Annotated in this window: 20 protein-coding genes and 1 tRNA gene; 13 read left to right on the top strand and 8 right to left on the bottom strand. The window is 62.6% G+C overall.

Annotated elements, in window-relative coordinates:
* Positions 1-977: 977 nt before the first annotated feature.
* Positions 978-1,100, top strand: a complete 123-nt coding sequence (locus tag LRS09_RS16630; protein WP_257807936.1) for a hypothetical protein — start codon at positions 978-980, stop codon at positions 1,098-1,100.
* A gap of 86 nt (positions 1,101-1,186) precedes the next feature.
* Entirely contained in the window at positions 1,187-2,104 is a 918-nt protein-coding gene (locus LRS09_RS16625; protein ID WP_257807934.1) for a Fic family protein, read from the top strand.
* A gap of 526 nt (positions 2,105-2,630) precedes the next feature.
* Here the strand turns inward: LRS09_RS16625 and LRS09_RS16620 are convergent.
* Positions 2,631-2,984: a hypothetical protein gene (locus LRS09_RS16620; protein WP_257807932.1), complete on the bottom strand. Its 354-nt coding sequence runs from the start codon at positions 2,982-2,984 to the stop codon at positions 2,631-2,633.
* Between the two features lie 213 nt (positions 2,985-3,197).
* Complete coding sequence (locus LRS09_RS16615) at positions 3,198-3,578, bottom strand: hypothetical protein (RefSeq protein ID WP_257807931.1); 381 nt, start codon at positions 3,576-3,578, stop codon at positions 3,198-3,200.
* A gap of 483 nt (positions 3,579-4,061) precedes the next feature.
* Between LRS09_RS16615 and LRS09_RS16610 the strand changes: the two genes are divergently transcribed.
* From LRS09_RS16610 to LRS09_RS16585, 6 genes are read left to right on the top strand one after another with little or no spacing between them, the layout of a single operon-like run.
* Positions 4,062-4,856 (top strand): sprT domain-containing protein, encoded by a 795-nt coding sequence (locus LRS09_RS16610; RefSeq protein ID WP_257807930.1) that lies wholly within the window; start codon positions 4,062-4,064, stop codon positions 4,854-4,856.
* A 15-nt stretch (positions 4,857-4,871) separates the two neighbouring features.
* Positions 4,872-6,113, top strand: a complete 1,242-nt coding sequence (locus LRS09_RS16605; protein WP_257807929.1) for a hypothetical protein — start codon at positions 4,872-4,874, stop codon at positions 6,111-6,113.
* A gap of 26 nt (positions 6,114-6,139) precedes the next feature.
* Entirely contained in the window at positions 6,140-6,748 is a 609-nt protein-coding gene (locus LRS09_RS16600; protein ID WP_257807928.1) for a hypothetical protein, read from the top strand.
* Positions 6,748-7,158, top strand: a complete 411-nt coding sequence (locus tag LRS09_RS16595; RefSeq protein ID WP_257807927.1) for a DUF6232 family protein — start codon at positions 6,748-6,750, stop codon at positions 7,156-7,158. Before LRS09_RS16600 ends, LRS09_RS16595 begins: the two co-directional genes overlap by 1 nt.
* Entirely contained in the window at positions 7,155-7,457 is a 303-nt protein-coding gene (locus LRS09_RS16590) for a hypothetical protein (protein ID WP_257807926.1), read from the top strand. Before LRS09_RS16595 ends, LRS09_RS16590 begins: the two co-directional genes overlap by 4 nt.
* Positions 7,454-8,836, top strand: a complete 1,383-nt coding sequence (locus LRS09_RS16585; RefSeq protein ID WP_257807924.1) for a type IV secretory system conjugative DNA transfer family protein — start codon at positions 7,454-7,456, stop codon at positions 8,834-8,836. The genes LRS09_RS16590 and LRS09_RS16585 overlap by 4 nt, the downstream gene beginning before the upstream one ends.
* Before the next feature lie 248 nt (positions 8,837-9,084).
* Here LRS09_RS16585 and LRS09_RS16580 read toward each other — a convergent pair whose 3' ends face one another.
* Positions 9,085-9,339, bottom strand: coding sequence for a hypothetical protein (locus LRS09_RS16580; protein ID WP_257807923.1), 255 nt, complete (start codon positions 9,337-9,339; stop codon positions 9,085-9,087).
* A gap of 62 nt (positions 9,340-9,401) precedes the next feature.
* Here LRS09_RS16580 and LRS09_RS16575 point away from each other — a divergent pair, with 62 nt between their 5' ends.
* The 4 genes from LRS09_RS16575 (at position 9,402) to LRS09_RS16560 (ending at position 12,620) form a co-directional block, all read left to right on the top strand.
* On the top strand, positions 9,402-9,893 hold the full coding sequence (locus LRS09_RS16575) for a hypothetical protein (protein ID WP_257807922.1): 492 nt from the start codon (positions 9,402-9,404) through the stop codon (positions 9,891-9,893).
* 136 nt (positions 9,894-10,029) lie between these two features.
* Positions 10,030-10,746, top strand: coding sequence for a hypothetical protein (locus LRS09_RS16570; protein ID WP_257807921.1), 717 nt, complete (start codon positions 10,030-10,032; stop codon positions 10,744-10,746).
* A 9-nt stretch (positions 10,747-10,755) separates the two neighbouring features.
* Entirely contained in the window at positions 10,756-11,094 is a 339-nt protein-coding gene (locus LRS09_RS16565) for a hypothetical protein (protein WP_257807920.1), read from the top strand.
* A complete protein-coding gene (locus tag LRS09_RS16560) occupies positions 11,091-12,620 on the top strand; it encodes a recombinase family protein (protein ID WP_257807919.1) in 1,530 nt (509 codons plus the stop codon). Before LRS09_RS16565 ends, LRS09_RS16560 begins: the two co-directional genes overlap by 4 nt.
* Here the strand turns inward: LRS09_RS16560 and LRS09_RS16555 are convergent.
* Positions 12,608-12,683, bottom strand: a tRNA-Thr gene (locus LRS09_RS16555). The two genes, LRS09_RS16560 and LRS09_RS16555, sit on opposite strands and share 13 nt — an antisense overlap.
* Positions 12,684-12,959: 276 nt before the next feature.
* Positions 12,960-13,754: a 2-(1,2-epoxy-1,2-dihydrophenyl)acetyl-CoA isomerase PaaG gene (gene paaG, locus LRS09_RS16550; protein ID WP_257807917.1), complete on the bottom strand. Its 795-nt coding sequence runs from the start codon at positions 13,752-13,754 to the stop codon at positions 12,960-12,962.
* A 119-nt stretch (positions 13,755-13,873) separates the two neighbouring features.
* Between paaG and LRS09_RS16545 the strand changes: the two genes are divergently transcribed.
* Entirely contained in the window at positions 13,874-14,551 is a 678-nt protein-coding gene (locus LRS09_RS16545; RefSeq protein WP_257807915.1) for a Crp/Fnr family transcriptional regulator, read from the top strand.
* Between the two features lie 152 nt (positions 14,552-14,703).
* Here the strand turns inward: LRS09_RS16545 and LRS09_RS16540 are convergent, their stop codons facing one another.
* The 3 genes from LRS09_RS16540 to LRS09_RS16530 form a co-directional block, all read right to left on the bottom strand.
* On the bottom strand, positions 14,704-16,521 hold the full coding sequence (locus tag LRS09_RS16540; RefSeq protein ID WP_257807913.1) for an adenylate/guanylate cyclase domain-containing protein: 1,818 nt from the start codon (positions 16,519-16,521) through the stop codon (positions 14,704-14,706).
* Positions 16,522-16,742: 221 nt separating this feature from the next.
* Positions 16,743-17,906, bottom strand: a complete 1,164-nt coding sequence (locus LRS09_RS16535) for an Mrp/NBP35 family ATP-binding protein (RefSeq protein ID WP_257807912.1) — start codon at positions 17,904-17,906, stop codon at positions 16,743-16,745.
* Between the two features lie 116 nt (positions 17,907-18,022).
* Entirely contained in the window at positions 18,023-18,358 is a 336-nt protein-coding gene (locus tag LRS09_RS16530; RefSeq protein ID WP_257807911.1) for a hypothetical protein, read from the bottom strand.
* Positions 18,359-18,372 lie beyond the last annotated feature (14 nt).

The following is an 18,372-nucleotide window of genomic DNA, read 5'->3' as shown; positions in this document are numbered from 1 at the left end:
GCATGAACCCCTGGCCAGCGCCGAGCGACCAACTAGAAAACCCGCGTCAGCGGGTTGGTCGGTCGACCGTAAGGCGGGGACGCCAAAGCCGAACCCCTTGGGGCGCGTGAAGCGCGGTCCGACTACACGGGAGGCGCGAAGCGGCGAAAGAGCGGGCCGGAGGACTTCGGCTATTGGCTCTTGCTCCCCGCCGTCGGTGTAAGCTGGACGAAAGGGTTCACGCGCGCAAACGCGCGCGCAGAGCAAACCTGGCGGCTGCCGGCCAGCCGCCGCAACTCAACGCGTCAGGGATCGTGACCCGCATGGGCCGAAACCCGGCACAGCCCGTGCGAAGCCGGGGTTCGGTCGAGCGCAAGCGAGATAGAGCCCGCCCGGCGCACGCCGGGGCGGCATAAATGAATCTTGCACCACATGCCAAAACAGCGGTCGTGCGCCGCCAAAGGGGCGACCAAGGCGGAGAAAGCTCCGCATCAACTTGAACTCGCCAGTCTGGCGGAAAGATCCTATTGATTGAGGCGGTGCGACATATCCCCCAATTCCCGTGTCGCACCTAGCCGGCGCGTTCAGCAACGTTCGCGCCGGCTACCGCCTTTATTTCTTTGACGACCCCAACGATCCAGGAATTACTGCCTTGGTGCGGTAAATTCCTGAAGCGAACGAGGGGCATTATCTGGCCTAATAACCATCGCCTTTTCCGGCTCTTTACAAGGAATCAATGAGACTTCATCATTGATGCGCTGAGGCGGCTCGTGCGGGGCGTCACATGGCGGATCAACCGAAGATCATCAATCACGATGCGGAAGCGAGCCGCGTTATGGACCTGATACTGTCAGGCTTCCGCTCGCAGCCGGCGGTTTCGACATCGGCGGCAATCAGCGAGTTTCGCCGGACCACACCAATGTCGCCCGTCCCGGACGCCAGGCTGCTCCAGATGCTTATCCGCAAGGCGGCCAGTCACGAAAAGGCTGTCAAGTTCGATGCGCGATCGCCGTGACGACCATTTGACCTGGTATGGCCGCATCCTGATCGGGCTGGCACTCCTCTCCGGCGTGGTCTCGATGGTCGGGCATGGGCTGATCTCGTTCGGCGTGATCCGATAGTCGCCCCGCTTCGACCAGCCGCAACGGTGGTTGACTAGCCATAAAGTGCGACCATTCGCGCAAAGCGAGCATCGAGCGCCATCAGCATGTTCGGCTTGCCGGCTTGGGACATCCCAAGGCAAATCGCACAAAGTGGTGCCCCCCAACTCATCCTCGGTCCGGCCATCGGAATCGTCGTCACCGGATGGTATTTCTGGCAACGGCGCGCGAAATCAGCTATGTTATCAAGGATGTGGAAGTCTATTGAAGAGAAAAAGCAACGCCTCGACGCCATGCGCCCTCTCGGGCAGCAAACGCTTGAAGCGTTGCGTGCTGATTTCGATATCAGGCTGACCTATACGTCCAACGCCATCGAAGGAAACACGCTGACCTTACGCGAAACCGCACTTATACTGCGGGATGGCGTGACCGTGGGCGGAAAACCACTGAAAGATTTGTTCGAGGCCGTCGATCATTTCAACGCCTTGCAATTCGTGCGCGAACTGGCGGAAGGAGCGAAGCCGATTGGCGAGGCGGAAATCTGCCGGATTCATGAGATGGTCATGGCGCAGTCGAAGCCGGACATGGCGGGGGTCTACAGCCAATTCCAGCGGCGCATCGTCGGCTCCGGCGTGGTTTTCCCAAACCCGGTGAAGATCCCCGCGCTGATGGACGAACTCGGCGTATGGCTGTCCGGCCAGCCCGCAGCGCCCCGCACGGCGTTCGAGGCGCATTTCAGGCTGGTGGCGATCCATCCGTTTTCGGACGGCAACGGCCGCACGGCGCGGCTTCTGATGAACCTGATTTTGCTGCGGGACGGCTGGCCGCCCGTCGAGATCGGTCCAGAGCAGAGGGATACCTATCTCAACGCGCTGGAACGGCGAAGCGTCGCGGGAGACGGGCAACCCTACGAGGCGTTGATGCTGGAACGCCTCGATGCGGGTCTGGATGAATATCTGGAGCGCATCGAAAAGGAGGTTGAGGCCCGGCTTGCCGGGCCGACCTCCGCATCGCCCCAGCCGTAGGATCGGGCGCAAAGTTCCATATCAGGGTTCCAAGGGGCATCGAAGGCTCCTTGGTCGATGGGGCCGGGGAGAGCGAAGTCCTACCAGTCGCCTCCATGTGGGAAAGCATGGCGCGGTTTAGGGCGGCAGACACCCTAATGCGGTCCAGCGGCAGACGCTGGCGGGCATCCAATCCGTGCAGGATTGGTCATGGGTTGGGTTTCGGGAGGGGCAGGAACGCTCCGCCTGCACGCGATGAAACGGCGGACGTTTCGCTGGCGTGGTGACGGCTCGATGCCGGAACCGCGCCAAAGCAGAGGGGATGCAACGGGGCGAAGCCCCTTGCAATGCTGGTTTCGTCCGACGAAACACAGCTTGCCTTCCGGCGGTTCACTGCCCAGCCTGTTCTACGAGGTATCATCGACTGCTAGGCTTCAATAGCAGTTGGATGAAAATCAGGGGGCGGGTCAATTGGCAAACGATCGTCATCTCATAGGCCTGCTGCGATAGAACAAGGTGGCTGCCAACGTTGGGATCGGGCGCCTTGCTATGGCTTCGGGCAAAACTTAAGTTGCTGGCCTTGACGCGCCTGCTGCCGAATTTCTTCGCCGCGTTCCCAGCGCCCCATAATCTCGGCATAGCTGGCAGCGTCACGGCCGTTTACGTCCGTGATGCTCAGGTCGATATCCGGGTGAAGCAGAAAGTAGTAGAATAAGGCGTCTGTCCCGCTGGCGGCAGCCTTATGAAGGCCCGTCTGTTCAGTTCCCATGAACCGGTGATTGATCGGAAGGCGCTCTGCATGGAGACGGCGAACCTCCGAAAGGTCACTTCCAGCGATGGCTTGCGAATAAACAGCCTCGTAATAAGTCAAATATACTATGTCAATATCTTCATCATTCACCTATATAATCTGGTCGCGCCTTAATAATTTTCAAGCAGTATTCGCTATATACTTTTCCGCCAATCCAGAAAATGTCAGCATTTTCGGGCTGAGCCCAAAGAGTAAACTCCTGGTCCTGCATGAAACGGCCGTATTTGTTCAAAAGGTCCATGTGGATTTTCGGAACGTCCGAACTCGGTCGAAGCACGACTTTGTCGATGCGCTCTTGGATTTTCAGCGGAAGCAGACGCGCGCGGGCGTTGAGCCTTGCTGGAAGATGCTTTGCAGCGTGCCCCGCTCCTTCCTTATGGTTCCGAAATGCCGTGTAGCGAAATCGGGAATGTCGATATTGACTATATATGCCTCGGCATTGATGTGATCGTACATTGTGCAGCAGAGATGGCCTTCGACCGGGACACAGTAGCCGCTCACGAAGATGCGCTGCTGATCCGGCGAATGCGGCCTGTCGATGATAACGACGCCGCGTGAAAACAGCAGTCGTTCGCCCCGATCATATTGTATCTCGAAAGGGATGCTGTAGCGGCCTTCCTGCTGAGTGACTATCAGCTTCGACACGAACTGCTCGAAATGCCCCGTGCGGGCGCTGTCCGACAACGCGGAAGGCCATCTCCGCGCGTGCCGCGCGTATCAACTTTTCGTCGATGCGGAACAGATGCTCCGGCAGGCCGGATTCTAACAGTATAAACTGCCGCACCGAATGAATCGTCGGCGCCTTGACGCGCTTGCCCAATAGCAGGTTCTCGATGGCGCGGCGTGATAGCGGTCTTATCCCGTCGCGCGGCATGGCCCGCAACTCCACCTTTGGATGGTGCATGATGCGTTCTGCCAGTGCCTGCGCGGACAGGCTCATCCCGATTGAATAGATTCGAGCAGCCTCAGCGACCCTAGCGCGCTCCACCTCGGTGATTGGTCCAGTGACTAGTCCGGCGTCGGTGATTGGTCCAGCCATAATGCGAAAAACCCGTTTGACGGCTCTCAACCTGACGTTCCCGCTGTGATCGGACTGCGATTGATCCAGCCGGTCCAGCCTAGCGTGCTCCCAATTGCAGGCATAGCGAACCAGGAGCGCGGCCGACCATGCAGAAATCATCGAGCGTCGCGTACTCATCCAACGACGCAAAAGTCCCGGTCCTTGAAGCGCTGTTCCGCCAGACGGATGAACGCGAACCGGAGGCGCTCAAATTTGATCTGTACAAAAATTCGCGGCCGCGCCTGCCGACAGTGGAAACCTACGCTCTGTGGCAGGCTGCATTCAACTTCTACAATGCAAGGCTGTTCCAGGGTAAGTTGCAGAACTGCGTCATCACCCTGAAGCGCGGACGCCCGCTCGGCACTTTCTGTCCACGCGCCTTCCAGGATCGCGACGGCATTCCAGCCCACGAAATCTCGATGAACCCGACCTGGTTCGAGGCGTCGGGCGATGTCGGCAGCCTGTCGATCTTCGTGCACGAGATGACGCACCAGTGGCGCGAGGATTTGGGCAAGCCGAACCGCAAGGGCGGCAAGGGCGCCGGCGGCTACCATGATCTGCAATGGGCCGAGAAGATGGAAGCGATCGGCCTGATGCCATCCAAAACCGGCGAGCCCGGAGGGGCTCGCACCGGTTTCCAGATGGCCCACTACATCATCGAAGGCGGTCTTTTCGAGCGCGTCTGCGCCGAGCTGCTCGGCTCCGGCCATGTCGTCGAGTGGCGCGACAACCGGATGAACCGCCCTGCATCCCCCGTCGTCGCCGCGCCCGCCATGGCGCCGGCGATCGCGAAGAACACTCGCACGCGCTTCGTGTGCGGCGGCTGCGACCTTCGGGCGTGGTCGCGCTCGAACGCCCACCTTGCCTGCACGACCTGCAACCTGCCGCTCGCGGCGCGCTAATCACTGGAGATCGTCATGTTCCACGGCAACATTCCGTCGTCTCAAGTAGCGGAGCCGCTCCGCCTGCCGAAGCGCCGGCGGTTGCCGCCGATCCTTGATGTCGCGCTGCCGCTACTCGCCGTCTTGAGCGGCATCATGCTGTTCCTGGCCATGCCGAACATTATCGAGGGCAGCGGTTGGTGGCCGCTTGTGAAGGCGTCAACGCTGGCGCTTAGCGCTACGATCGTCGCGTTTGGCGTCAACAAGCTGGCGATCGAGCGCGGCGCACCGCTGGCCACTACCGGCTTTCTCGGTGCGACACTAGTGAGCATCGGCTCGATTCTTGCGGTTGGCGCTGGCCTCTTTGCCGCGACCTATTCCGGATTGGTATTCCGGGATGTGGGTGAGCTGCGGCTACAAGAGCACGGTGCCGCTTTAAGCGCCTACGTCAGCGCGCAGACCAGTGCTGCGGCGCAAGCCTCGCTTGCCGATCCGGCGATCCGCGCCATTGTATCGGACCTGGAGCAAAAGACCGCCTGTGAGATCGCGGAATCGTGCATCTCCGGACGCGGCAAAGGCGGCAACGGCCCGGTGGCGCGCGCCGTGCAGGAATATGCCGGACGTGCGACGAGCATCGGGGAGCAGGTCGTGGCTGCGGATGCGCAGCGCCACCAGATTGCTGATCGCCTGCATGCCGGGCTGATTGAATATCAATCGGTTCTTGGCGACGAGAGCCGCGACCTCAATCAGCGCCGTGCGGGCCTGCAAACGATTGACGCCAAAATCCGCCAGGATGCTGGTGCCTTGGAGGCGGTCACACCGCTAACGCTGCTTTCGGCCTACGCCAGCGAATTGCAGGCAGGCGTTAGCCTCCCCGGCCGCCCGGAAGCGCAGGCGCGCCTCGGCGCGCTGCTCACGCGTCACGGCCAAAGTCTCGCGGCCGTTGTCGCCAGCATCGAGAAGACGATGGTCGTCGCGCCTGCTTTCCCGAAGCGCACCGGCGTGTCCGACACATTCACTTACATCGCCCACTTCTTGCCCGTGGCCGCCATCTGCGTCGTCGTGGAGCTGATCTTTCCGCTGACGCTGTGGGCCTACACCTTCTGGGCCTTGACCTGGGACACGTACAGGCAGGAGCAGCGCAACGGCGCTATGCGCAGGAGCGAGGATGACGACGACGGCGACGGCTCGCCGCGTCCACCGACGCCAAGCCGCGGCCGTCCCATCGCCAACGGCCATGCCGCTGATGTCCGTAGCAATCCCACTCACCGAACCTGAATCCCGATTCGAGAAGGATGACGTCCATGCTCAAAGACATTGCAGACATCGCGCCGAAAGCGCTGGTGGTTTCCATCATCGCCTGGGGCGGCGCCAACTACTTCATCATCGGTCCGGAGATCGCATCGCGCGTCGTGCGCGCTGACCATGTGCCCTTGTGCGAAGGCAACTTCAAAAACCTCGTCGCCAAGGCGGCGGACGAACAGGCGGCATCGATCCCGCTGCCGCAGATCGATGCCGCGCAGGAATTCGCCGCCGACCAGGCACGGCGCATGCTCAATAGCCCGTTCATGAACGACCTGCGCGGCATGAGCCAGGGCATGGGCGACTACTTTGGATTTGACGGCACGGTCCAGCAAACCTTCGCACTGATCGAGCAGCAAAAGCGCGCGGCGCGCGAAGCATATGAGCGCTCGCTCGCGCAATTGAAGGACAAGACCGCGAGCGATCTCGCTCGCGCCGGCGATGTCTGCGGCTGCGTTGCCGACCAGGCGATCGGCGAGACCCGCACCGATTGGGCGATCTTCTCCGGCACGCTCTCGGTGATCCGCCCGACGAGCCTCAAATTGTTCGACCAGAAGATGGTGCGGGTGCATGCGAGCGGCGGCTGCACGGCCGCCAAGACAGGTTCGTGATGGAACCGCTCGTCTATTTTCGCGGCGGCGGCTTCGAAGTGACCGACCGGCTGCTGCGCACGCCGCGCAAGAGCTACGCCATCGATCGCATCGAATATGTCTCGGTTGGGCGCCCGCTGCTGTTCTTTGCGGGATTGCCGGCCACTGGCCTGATCGGTTTCGCGCTGGTCTTCCGCCGCTATTTGCTGGCGTCGGAAATCGTCACGCTCACCGGCGTTTCCATCGCCGCAATTGGGCTGGCGCTTCTGTTCGGCACGCTGCGCGTGCATTCGCTGGCGCTGCGTGACGACGAGGTCGCGATGAACTTCGGACCGCTCTCGCGCTTGCGCCAGGTGCGCACGGCGGTCGAGCAGGCGATCGTTGCCCGTCACGGCGATAAACGGGCCAGCCAAGAGCCCGTGGCATCATGACACCGTCTCGCAACATCGGCGTCATCGTCGCCATCAACATTCAGCTTCTTTTCGCTGCCGCCTGCGGCTTTGGCGCCTGGGCAGTCTGGCCATCGTCTCCCTATTGGTGGGGGCTTGGTGTGCTCGGCATCATGCTTGCCTTGGCCTGCCTCGGGGGCATTTCCAACGCGCTGCGCCTCGCGCGCGAGCTCTACGCCAAGGAGCGGGCTCTGGCCGATTATCTCGCGCAAGGGGGCGCGCCCAAACAGGCCTCGCTCGCCACCGATGCGCAGCTGCGAAACGCGGGGATGATCGAATGACCAAGGTTGGAGCGCGCATTCTCGGACTTACTTTCGATGGCCGTCCGATCTGGGAGCCGGCCAATGCCGGTTCCTCGATCTGCTACGCTGCCGCGGGCGGGGGCAAGACGACCTGCGTGGCGATCCCTGCGGTGCAAAGCCTGCTTTCCGATCACAGCCGCGCGATGTTCGTAAATGACGTTAAGAACGGTGAGGTCGCGGCGCAGATCGGGCCGATGTGCCTTAAGCACGGCCGCAAGTTCGGCGTGCTCGACGATTTTGGCGTGATGGGCGCCAACTACCCGCACCGCATTTCGCTCAATGCTTTCGGCTCCGCCGTGGCCGCGCTGAATGCCGGGGTAAGCCATCTGCCCTTCATTATCGAGAATATGAGCCACGCGCTGATCGATGAGCCGAAGGACGACCACAAGAACTTTTATTGGCGCGAAAGTCCGCGTGCGGGCTTCATTGAACTCGGCATCAACCTGTTGCTCGACGGCCATCGTCGCCTCGCTTTTCCGGGCGGATTGCACGCGCTGCTCGCCGACCCACTGCTGTGGGATAGAGCGCTTAAAGGGGCACTGGGATCGCTTGATACTACGCTGGCGGCGAGCGCACGCCAGGTACTCGAGATGCGCGAGCAAAACCCAGAGCATTATGCGCAGCATCTGCGATCGGCGCTCACCTCGCTCAAGATCTTCTCGTTCGGGCCACTGGCAAACGCAGGCCGCGCGCCGGATGTTACCCACGCCGAACTAATCCGCGACAAATGGATCGTCTGCTTCGTCAATCCGGCGCGCTATGCCGAACGATTGGGACCCTACTTCGCACTACATTTCTTGGCACTGATGGATGCGCAGCTTTCCGGTGGCGCTGGCAAGGCCGATTATATCCTCGATGAGTTCTGCAACGCGCCGCTGCGCGATGCGCTGAACCGCGTCACCATCCAGCGCGCTTTCTCTGCACGCAGCCACTTCATCACGCAGTCGCGCCAGGACATCGTGCGTAAGTACGGGGAGAAAGAAACCGCACTTCTCGAAGAGAACTGCACGATCAAGCAGTATCTCAAATTCTCGAACTTTGAAGAGGCCGAAAGGCTGAGCCGCGCGATGGGCGAGACACTCAACATTCAGCGCGGGCTGGGTCTTGCCTCAGACAAGCAGAGTTTTACCGGCAATTATTCGACCGGGCGGGAACGGCTCTTCAGCGCCGAAGCGCTGATGCGATTGCCGGGCGACGAACAAATCCTCCACATTGCCGATGTCGGCTTCATCCATTGCAAGAAAATCCGCCAGAATCAGATCGCGCCCTATTGTTATGAGCTTGGCGCCAACCCGCTGGAAGGCGGCACGCTCACCCCCGACCCGAAAGTGACGCTGGCAACGGGGCATCGGCCATGAAACATCCACGGCTCTTGCGCCTCTCCTATTTGCTCTGGCTCGCCGGTCCGATGGCGGCAGTTGGTGCATACCAACTCTATGGCCTGCCGCACTTCATCTGGTCGCTCGTTCATGGGCGGCGATGCCGGGGACTACGCCTCTCGGCATTACACCAGATGCACCTTCATCGGACCGTATGGCGCTTTCACCACCGATGCGACGGACGGACGTTGCGGCTGGATTGCGTTCCGCAAGTCAGTGGAGGCCGCTCAATGAAGCGATATCCAGGGCATATCGACGGGACGGCGCGCCAGTTCGTAGCGCTCGACCAAATCGACTACGGCCAGCGCCTTGAGTGCGGTCAGAACGGTCTCCTCGTCGATAGAGCCGGATTCTATCTGCATATCGCAGCTGACCTTGGCTTCGAGTGTGACTGCGTAACGCTCTATCTCGCGCCAGAACGCATCGTAGCCGAGCGGCCGCAGCCACTCCTCCACATCCTCGCGGTGTTCGAACCATCTCATGCTCAGAGCATGCCTGGATCGATCCGCGCTTCGCAAATTTGTCCGGCAAAACGAGGCTCACCATGGCTTTGACCATCTCCGAGGAACTTTCGCGCAGCTTCGATCTGGCAACGCTGCGCCATGAGGCGAGCACCCTGAAAGCCCCACACCAGTGGCGGCGCGTCACCGACATCTGGCGCCAGTGCGACGAGGCCCGGATCAAGGAGCAAAAACGCTTTGAGACCCGCTACCACTCACGGGTGGAAATGGTGCGCCAGCGTCTCGTCGACGACGCCGGCGCAAAATCTTTCGATCTGAAGCCACGCTGGGCGGGTGAGGACGCGTTCGACGCCAATGAGCTCACGCGGCAAGCCGAACGCGAAGTGCGCCAGGCGCATCAGCAGCGTCTTGCGAAGATCGATGAGCTAGAGCGTACGGGCCTCAAAGCCATCGTCGAGGAATCGATGCGCGAGAACAACCTGCGCGGCACCGCGCGTGAGCAGTTCGGACGGGCGGTCGACCGGCGCAGCCACATCGAGCGGCGGGGCCAGTGGAGTCGTAATCGCGAGCGCTAAAGGCCCCATCCAATGCATCTCCAAAGTTACGGAAAGTAAAATGAAACAATCTGTCGCAAGGAATATTTGCCTATTATAGGATGATCATCCTATAATGTTCACTAATTGTTCTTAAACTTGCCCGAAGGAGTGAACCATGAACTACAGTTTTGAACAGAAAGAAAAAGACCGGGTTGTGGAGGCTCGCGAGAGCTTTTCCGGCCGCCTGCTCACCGATGCCCAGTTCGATGAATCGATCGCCATCACCGGCATCATTGAGCGAGAGATCAAGAAGAGCGGTGCCTTCAAGGAAAAGCTCGGCGACTATGCCTACGCCTTCGCCCGCACCGAGAAGATCGACGCGGCGAAGGCCGAGACGGTGCTGCGCGATCTCTTCAAGGCGCGCACCGGCCAGACGATGAACCAGATGCGCGAGGAGCTGGCGGAACGCGAGGAAAAGCTGACACAGGCGCAGAAGGGCGTTGCCTATAACTACGCCATCGCCGTCGGCGAGATGATCGAGAGAGGCGACAAGATCTCGTTTGCCCGCGCCTATGCTCAGCAGGGGCAGAGGCTTGCCGGCGAACTCGGCATCACCGATGCCGGTGCCAAGCGGCTGATCAAGGAGGAGTTCAAGGCCGCGGAGAATGCCGAGTTCTACGATTGGGGTAAGGAGATGGAAGAAAAGTTCTACCGCCCGCAGATCGAGGCGGAAAAACAGCAACGGGAGGAACAGGCATCCGAACGGGACGGAGGCCGGACTCGTTCATCGGATCGCGGCGGCCGTTTCGAGCGCAAGGCGGCATCGGACGAGAACGGGTCGGCGCCCTCTCGCACCCGCGCCACGCAATCCCGCATGCAGTATCGGCGCTGAGGGCCGCCTATGCGAAAGCTCCATGAGCCAGATGAAGCCTGCCTGCCGGTCGCCCGTTCGGATCAACCGGCAGGCGCGTCACACCATGCGCCGGGCGAAGACATCATTTCAAGGGTCTCGGTGCCGGCCTTGCGCTTCGACTGGACCGACTGGCTACCCTATTTCGAAGATCAGGATATCTCGGACGAGCAGAAGCGCGAATTGATCGAAACACTGTGGAGAATCGTTGTCGCCTTCGTAGACCTTGGCTGGCAACTCAACCCTAAACCGGAAATGTGTGGCGAGGTGCTCGATCTGAAGGCTATCCTGGAGACTGCCGATAACGCCGAGCCAAAGGAGGCCGAATGAAACAAACAAAACAGAAGGCACTTCTTTATTGCCGTGTGTCGTCCAAATCGCAAGAAGAGGACGGCCATGGCTTAGATAGCCAAGAACATCGCTGCCGCGAATACGCGGCACTCAAACAGCATGAGGTTGCTGCCGTGTTCCCGGACACGATCAGCGGCGGTGGCGATTTTATGAAACGGCCGGGCATGGTCGCGCTTTTGAGCTTCCTCGACGCGCAACCCGGCGAGCCTTTCGTCGTCATCTTCGATGACCTGAAACGTTTCGCCCGCGACACCCGTTTCCATCTCGATCTGCGCGACGCGTTCAAAAAGCGCGGTGCACAGATCGAGTGCCTGAACTTCAAATTCGAGGACAGCCCCGAAGGCGAATTCATTGAAACGATCATGGCGGCCCAAGGTGCGCTTGAGCGCAAGCAGAACGGCCGCCAGGTCGCCCAAAAGATGAAGGCGCGCATGCAGTCGGGCTATTGGGTCCACCAGGCGGCGATCGGCTACCGCTATGAGGCCGTCAAAGGCCGGGGCAAGATTCTCCTTCCGCATGAGCCTTTCGCGAAGATGGTCCGCGAGGCGTTCGAAGGGCGGGCAATGGGCCGCTTCCAGTCAGACGCCGAAGTCAAACGCTTCTTCGAAAGCTTTCCCGACTTCCCTCGTGACCGCAATGGCGTACTGACGCAGCAGCGTGTGACCGAAATCCTCACGCAGCCACTCTACACGGGGTATATTTGCAGTGAGACCTACGGCATCGCCTGGCTCAAGGGACACCATGAGGCGCTAATCAGCCTGGAGACCTTCGACAAGGTGCAGGAGCGCCGCAACGGCATATCCAAAGCTCCGCTACGCAAGAACATCGGCGACGATTTCGCTCTGCGCGGCATGGCTTGCTGTGCCGGCTGCGGTGTGCCGCTGCGCTCCTCCTGGAGCAAGGGTCGCAACAAGCCCTACGCATACTATCTCTGCCAGACGAAAAGCTGCGAAAGCTACGGCAAGTCGATCCCACGAGATCGGCTCGAAGGCGATGTCGGCAAACTGATCCGTGGGTTGGAACCGACGGCGAAGCTATTTTCGCTGGCGCGTGCCATGTTCGCGGTTGCTTGGGAACAGCGGCGTCAGCAAGGTTCCGAAATCATCCGGTCGGGTCAGCGCCAGATCGCGGCAGCGGAAAAGCAGATCGAGACGCTTTTGTCGCGCATCATGGATGCGTCGAACGCGACAGTCATCCGCAACTACGAGAGCAAGATCACCGAACTGGAGCGCAGCAAGATCGTGCTAGCCGAACAGATGGCCAAACAGGCTGAACCGAAGGGAAAATTCGAGGAGCAGCTAGAACCGGCCCTCACATTCCTCGCAAACCCTTGGAAACTCTGGCAAACAGGCGACATCGCATTGCGCCGGACAGTGCTCAAACTGGCCTTCGCGGATCGCATCGAATACTGCCGGATTGAGGGGCCTAGAACCCCCAAAATCGCCTTGCCATTTAAGGCGTTGACGGGTGGCACTGACGAAGCAGTCAGTTTTGGTGCCGCTTAGGTGACTCGAACACCTGACCCCATCATTACGAATGATGTGCTCTACCAACTGAGCTAAAGCGGCTTAACCCTTCACACTGGCCATACTATGGCCCTACTAACTTTCACTCACCAGCCCTAACGCACTGGCTTCGAACGTCATTCTCTAGCGGACCCGCTAATTACGAATGATGTGCTCTACCAACTGAGCTAAAGCGGCAATCCGGCGCCGTCCGCGAAGCGGCGCAGCGTGGAGCGCGTCTTATCGGCAATGGCTGCGGAATTCAAGCCGAGCGAAGCGAATTCTCCACGCCATCGTAAATGCCGCCGACGGGAGCCGGTGGCGCCGCACGGGCTCGCCCTACTTGCCCCGGAAATTCGCCGGACGCTTCTGCAGAAAGGCGGCGACGCCCTCGCGATATTCGTCGGATTGCCCCGCCTTGTGCTGGAAGGTGCGCTCCATGTCGAGTTGCTCGTCGAGCGAGTTGGTCGAGGCCGCCTGGATCAGCTCTTTGGTCAGCGCATAGGCCGCCGTCGGGCCGTTGGCGAATTTTTCCGCCAGCTTGCGCGCCTCCGCCATCAGGTCGGCGTCGTCGACGCATTTCCAGATCAGACCCCAGTCAGCCGCCGTCTGCGCGGCGAGCGGCTCGGCGGTGAGCGCCAGCGCCTTGGCGCGCGCCTCGCCCAGGCGCCGCGTCAGCCACCAGGTGCCGCCCGCGTCCGGCACCAGGCCGATCTTCGAGAAGGCCTGGATGAAGCTCGCCGAGCGCGCGGCGATGACGATGTCGCCCGCCAGCGCGATGTTGGCGCCCGCACCCGCCGCCACGCCGTTCACCGCGCAAATGATCGGCTTGCCGAGCGCGCGCATCTGGCGGATCAGCGGATTGTAGTAGGTCTCCAGCGTCAGGCCGAGATCCGGGCGCGGTCCGCCGAGAGTCGGATCGCGGTCGGACAGGTCCTGTCCCGCGCTGAAACCGCGGCCGGCGCCAGTCAGGATCACGGCGCGGCAGGCGTCGTCGGCGGCACACTCCTCCAGCGCGGCACGCAACCTTAGATGCTGGTCCTCGTTGAAGGCGTTCAGGCGATTCGGGCGATTGAGCGTCACCGTGGCATAGCCGTCATGCTTCTCGTGGAGAACAGCATCGCTGGTCATCATGTTTTCCCTGGGCTAGGTTTCCTCGGGGGTCTTCTTTGCATGCCGACGGGACACATTCAATTTGCGGCGCCTTCGGCCGCTGATCTACACATTGGTGAAGCTGCATGAGGCGGGCCAGGATGCCGCGACAGGCCGCGCCGCGGGGCGGGCAGCTGCCCGCGGAGCTGTTCGACCTTCTGTTCGACGGCCATGCGCCGGAACATTGGGCGGACGGCGAGACGCTCTTCATGCAGGACGATCCTCCCGACCGCGTCTTCGGCATCGTCAAGGGCGCGGTGGAGATTTCCCTCTATTCCCCCGACGGCCGCAAGATCGTCGCCAACATGGAGACGCCGCACAGCCTCGTCGGCGAGATCGGCGCGCTCGACGGCGGCACGCGCACGGCCACGGCGACCTGCGTGGGAAAATGCGAGGTCTATTCGATCTCGCATGCGCAGTTCGTCGACCGGGTGACGCGCACGCCGGCGCTGTCGCGCGCGATCATCGGACTGCTCTGCGCCCGGATCCGCTGGATCAGCGGCGAGTTCGGCGACCAGGTGATGCTGAAGGTCGACGCGCGGCTGGCCAAGCGGCTGCTGTTCATGTCGTCGGCCTTCGCGGACGACGACGGCTGGATCGGGATCTCGCAGTCCGAGCTCGCCGATTTCCTCGGCGCGACGCGCGAATCGGTCAACAAGAACCTCAAGCAGTGGCGCGAGGCGCGCATCATCGATATCCGCCGCAACGGCATCCGGATCCTCGACGAGGAACGGTTGCGCACGCATGTCGCTCTGCAGCCCCCGGCGGGCGGCCCCTAGAGACTGTTTCGAAATTCGCTCTGGTGAGTCAGCTGGTGGTGGTTTCGGGGTCGCCGCAGGCGACGCGCGGAGCGGACATTTAGGTCCGTGAGCACCGGAAGCGCAGATAGCGCCATCAGATGGCCGCCAGAGTGGAATTTCCAAACGGTCTCTCAGCGCTGAACGGCCAGCGCCAATCCCTCCTCCGCCGCGCGGAAATTGCCGATCAGGAAGCGGTTGGAGGCCGGGTCGACATAGGGAACCAGCTCGGCCCGGCGCATCCGGAAATGCGGGTGGCGCAGCCGGAAGGCATTGAGCTCGGCAGCCGCCTCCGCCTCCCGGCCGGCGCGGAACAGCGATCCCACCCGGATGAGGCCGGAATACCAGTAGGCCGGAGACAGTTCCAGCGACGCCTTGGCGGCGTCCGCCGATGCGTCGAAATCGCCGGTGAAGGCATAGGCGGCGGCCAGTTCGCCGAGATTGTGGAAGCGGTAGAGGTCGAACGGGCTGAGCTTCTCGGCCTGCAGGTGCGACGGGATCGCCTTCGCCGCCTCGCCGAGCAGATTGTGCGCGCTGCCCTTGGCGGAATGCGCGAAGGAGAAGCTGGGATTGATCGCGAGCGCCGCGTCGAGGTGCCTGAGCGCCGAGCCCGGCCGGCCGCGCATGATGTCGGCGATGCCGAGATGGCAGTGCGGGCGCGCGTCGTGCGGGTCGATCGCCAGCGCCTTGCGGGCATAGGCGACCACCTGCACCAGATCGGCCTCGTAGTCGTGCGGCTGGCCGAAACGCAGCCAGGAACGCCAGAAATACCACCAGGCCAGCTCGTTGAGCGCGCTGGTCGAATTGGGCGATCGGTCGAGCGCGCGTTCGAAGAAGCCGAGCGCCAGCTCGGTGTCGTCATGGGTGCGGCGCCCCATGTGCCAGCGCCCGCGCCGGATGAGCTGCCAGGTGTCCATGCTCTCGACCGGCAGGCGGAACGAGCGCTCCTGCTCCACCCGGTCGACCTCCTTGGCGAGCGCCACCACGATCTCGCCGCCGATCTCGTCGGGGATCGAGGGGATGCCCTCGACGTCGGCGTCGAAGGTGCCGGCCCAGATCGTGTTCGCCTCGACGGCGTCCTCCAGCATGGCCCTGACCCGGATGGACGGGCCGGTGAGCGACACCGTGCCTGAGACGACATAGCGCGCCCCGAGCGCGAGGCCGGCGGTGGCGTCCGACAGCGCGGCGTCGCGCAACTGGAAGCTGGAGCTGCGCGCGATGACCGGCAGCCAGCGCGCATTGGACAGGCCGATGATGATGTCCTCGGCAAGGCCGTCGGCCATCGCCTCCGCCTCGGCTCCGGAGCCGGCCGCCCGGAACGGCAGCACCGCGACCGCCGGCGGCCCGGCCGGCAAGGCCCCGAGCGGCATGGTCGGCACGCGCGGCGAGGCCGCGCTCTCCTCGCCGGCGGAGGCGGCGTCCGCTTCGGCGGATAGGACGAGATAGCTGCGCACCGGATAGAGGATATTCTTGAACCGTTTCTCGCCCATGTCGCGGCAGCGGGCGATCGACAGCCGCTGGACATGGTTGAACGTCGTCTCGGAGATGACGATGCCGCTTTCGGGCGCGGATTCCTGCAGCCGCGCGGCGATGTTGACGTCGTCGCCATAGCGGTTCAGGTCGCGCACGATCACGTCGCCGGTGTTGATGCCGGCCCGGAAGGCCATGCGGCCGTCCTCGGGCGTGGCTGAATTGAGCTCGACGATGCGCTTCTGGAAGGCCAGCGCGGCCAGCAGCGCGCGGGCAGGCAGGCCGAATTCGGCCATGAAACTGTCGCCGGCCGCGCCGAAGATCTCGCCGCCGAAGCTGCGGCACGTCTCCCGGATGATCGCCGCCCGCGCCTCGAAGGCCGCGACCGCCACGTCGGCGTTCTGGCCCATCAGGCGCGAGAAGCCTACCGCGTCCACAGAAACAATCGTCGCGAGCTGACGCGTGAACTGCACGTCAGCCATTTCGAAGCCGCCTCACACCATGCCCCATCGGTCCGAAACGCTGCCTTGCGGGCTTTCCGGATCGGCGTGTCGCGGGGTATCCCCGTCCTTGCTCCACCGGCCGCTGGGTCGCGCCCTGTTTCATTACGAAACATCGACTAGCTGACATGTTATGTCAGGATTTAAGCGGCAGCAACCAGACGAACGTAGGAGCGGGGCGAAAAGCCAGGAATTTCGAACAGTTACTCAAAAACGATCGCCGGGCCTTTCGCCGCACCCGACGAGGATTCCGCACGCATGCGCTCCAGCACCCTAGCCGCCACGTCGCGATAGACCGCGGCGATCGGCCCTTCCGGCTCTGCCACCACGACCGGCGTGCCGGCATCCGAATTCTCGCGGATCGACATCTCGATCGGCACTTCGCCGAGGAACGGCACGCCGAGACGCTCCGCCTCCGCCTTCGCGCCACCATGACCGAAGATGTCGTAGCGCCGGCCAGTGTCGGGAGCGACGAAGTAGCTCATGTTCTCGACGATGCCGAGCAGCGGCACGTCGACTTTCCTGAACATGTTCAAGCCCTTGCGCGCGTCGATCAGCGCCAGGTCCTGCGGGGTCGAGACGATGACGGCGCCGGCGAGCGGCACCTGCTGGGCCATGGTGAGCTGCGCGTCGCCGGTGCCGGGCGGCATGTCGACCACCAGCACGTCGAGCGCGCCCCAATCGACCTCGCGCAGCATCTGCGTCAGCGCCGACATCACCATCGGCCCGCGCCAGATCATCGGCGTCTCCTCCTCGACCAGGAAGCCCATCGACATGACCTTGAGGCCGTATTTCTCCATCGGCTTCAGGATCTTGCCGTCGACGGTGGTCGGCTTGCCCCTGATGCCGAGGAGCTTCGGCATCGACGGGCCGTAGATGTCGGCGTCGAGGATGCCGACCTTCAGCCCGAGCGCGGCGAGGCCGAGCGCGAGGTTCACGGCGGTGGTGGACTTGCCGACGCCGCCCTTGCCCGAGGCGACGGCGATGATCGCCTCGACGCCGGGCACTCCGCGCTTGCCGGACTGCGTCGACGGCGGGGCGGGCGGCGCAGCCGGCCGTGCGGCGGGCGCAGGGCGCGGCGGGGCGGGACGCGGCGGAGCCGCCTCCATGCCGCCGCCCTTCTTCTCCGCCGTCAGCGCCACGACCGCGCCGGCCACGCCCGGCAGTGATTTCACCGCGCGCTCGGCGGCCGCGCGCAGCGGCTCGAGCTCCTTGGCGCGGGCGGCGGGCACGGTGATCGAGAAGAACACCTTGGAATCGGCGATGAAGATTTCCGACACCAGCCCCAGCGAGACGATGTCGCCCTCGAAGTCCGGCCCCTTGATGGTGGCTAGCTTCTCGAGGACTGTTTCCTTGGAAATGGACATGTCGGGACTCGCGATGTGACGTCTTGGCGCTGACATAATGCAGATGGAGGTGGGAACCAAGCGGTGCGCCGGCAAACCTGCCGCGAGAGAGTCCTACTTCTCGCGGACCAGGCCCCTCACCTTGCGACCTTTGGGTCCGTAGTCCGACAGTACTCTCGGCAGAAGGCGGCGCGCTGGCCAGGCTCGATGTAGACGCCGGGAAGGATGCGGCTGCGCGCCTCGTCGGCGCCCTTGATGCCGTTGCTGTTGGCCGCGAGCGTGGCGGTCAGAACTTCCTCGTAGCGTTTGGCGTTCAGAGCCAGTGCCGGGCATTCGTTGACATAAGCCGGCACCATCTCGACATCGCTGAAAGCGGCCGCCGGGACGGTGGTCGCGCCGAGGAGAAAAGCGAGGGCAGCGAGGGTTCGCATCGAGAGAATATGCTGGAGATCCGGGGTTTCGGCAATCGACATTCCGTTTGGGAATA

The sequence above is a fragment of the Mesorhizobium sp. J428 genome (assembly GCF_024699925.1).
Classification (GTDB): domain Bacteria; phylum Pseudomonadota; class Alphaproteobacteria; order Rhizobiales; family Rhizobiaceae; genus Mesorhizobium_A.
This window is presented reverse-complemented; position numbering and strand designations above follow the sequence as displayed.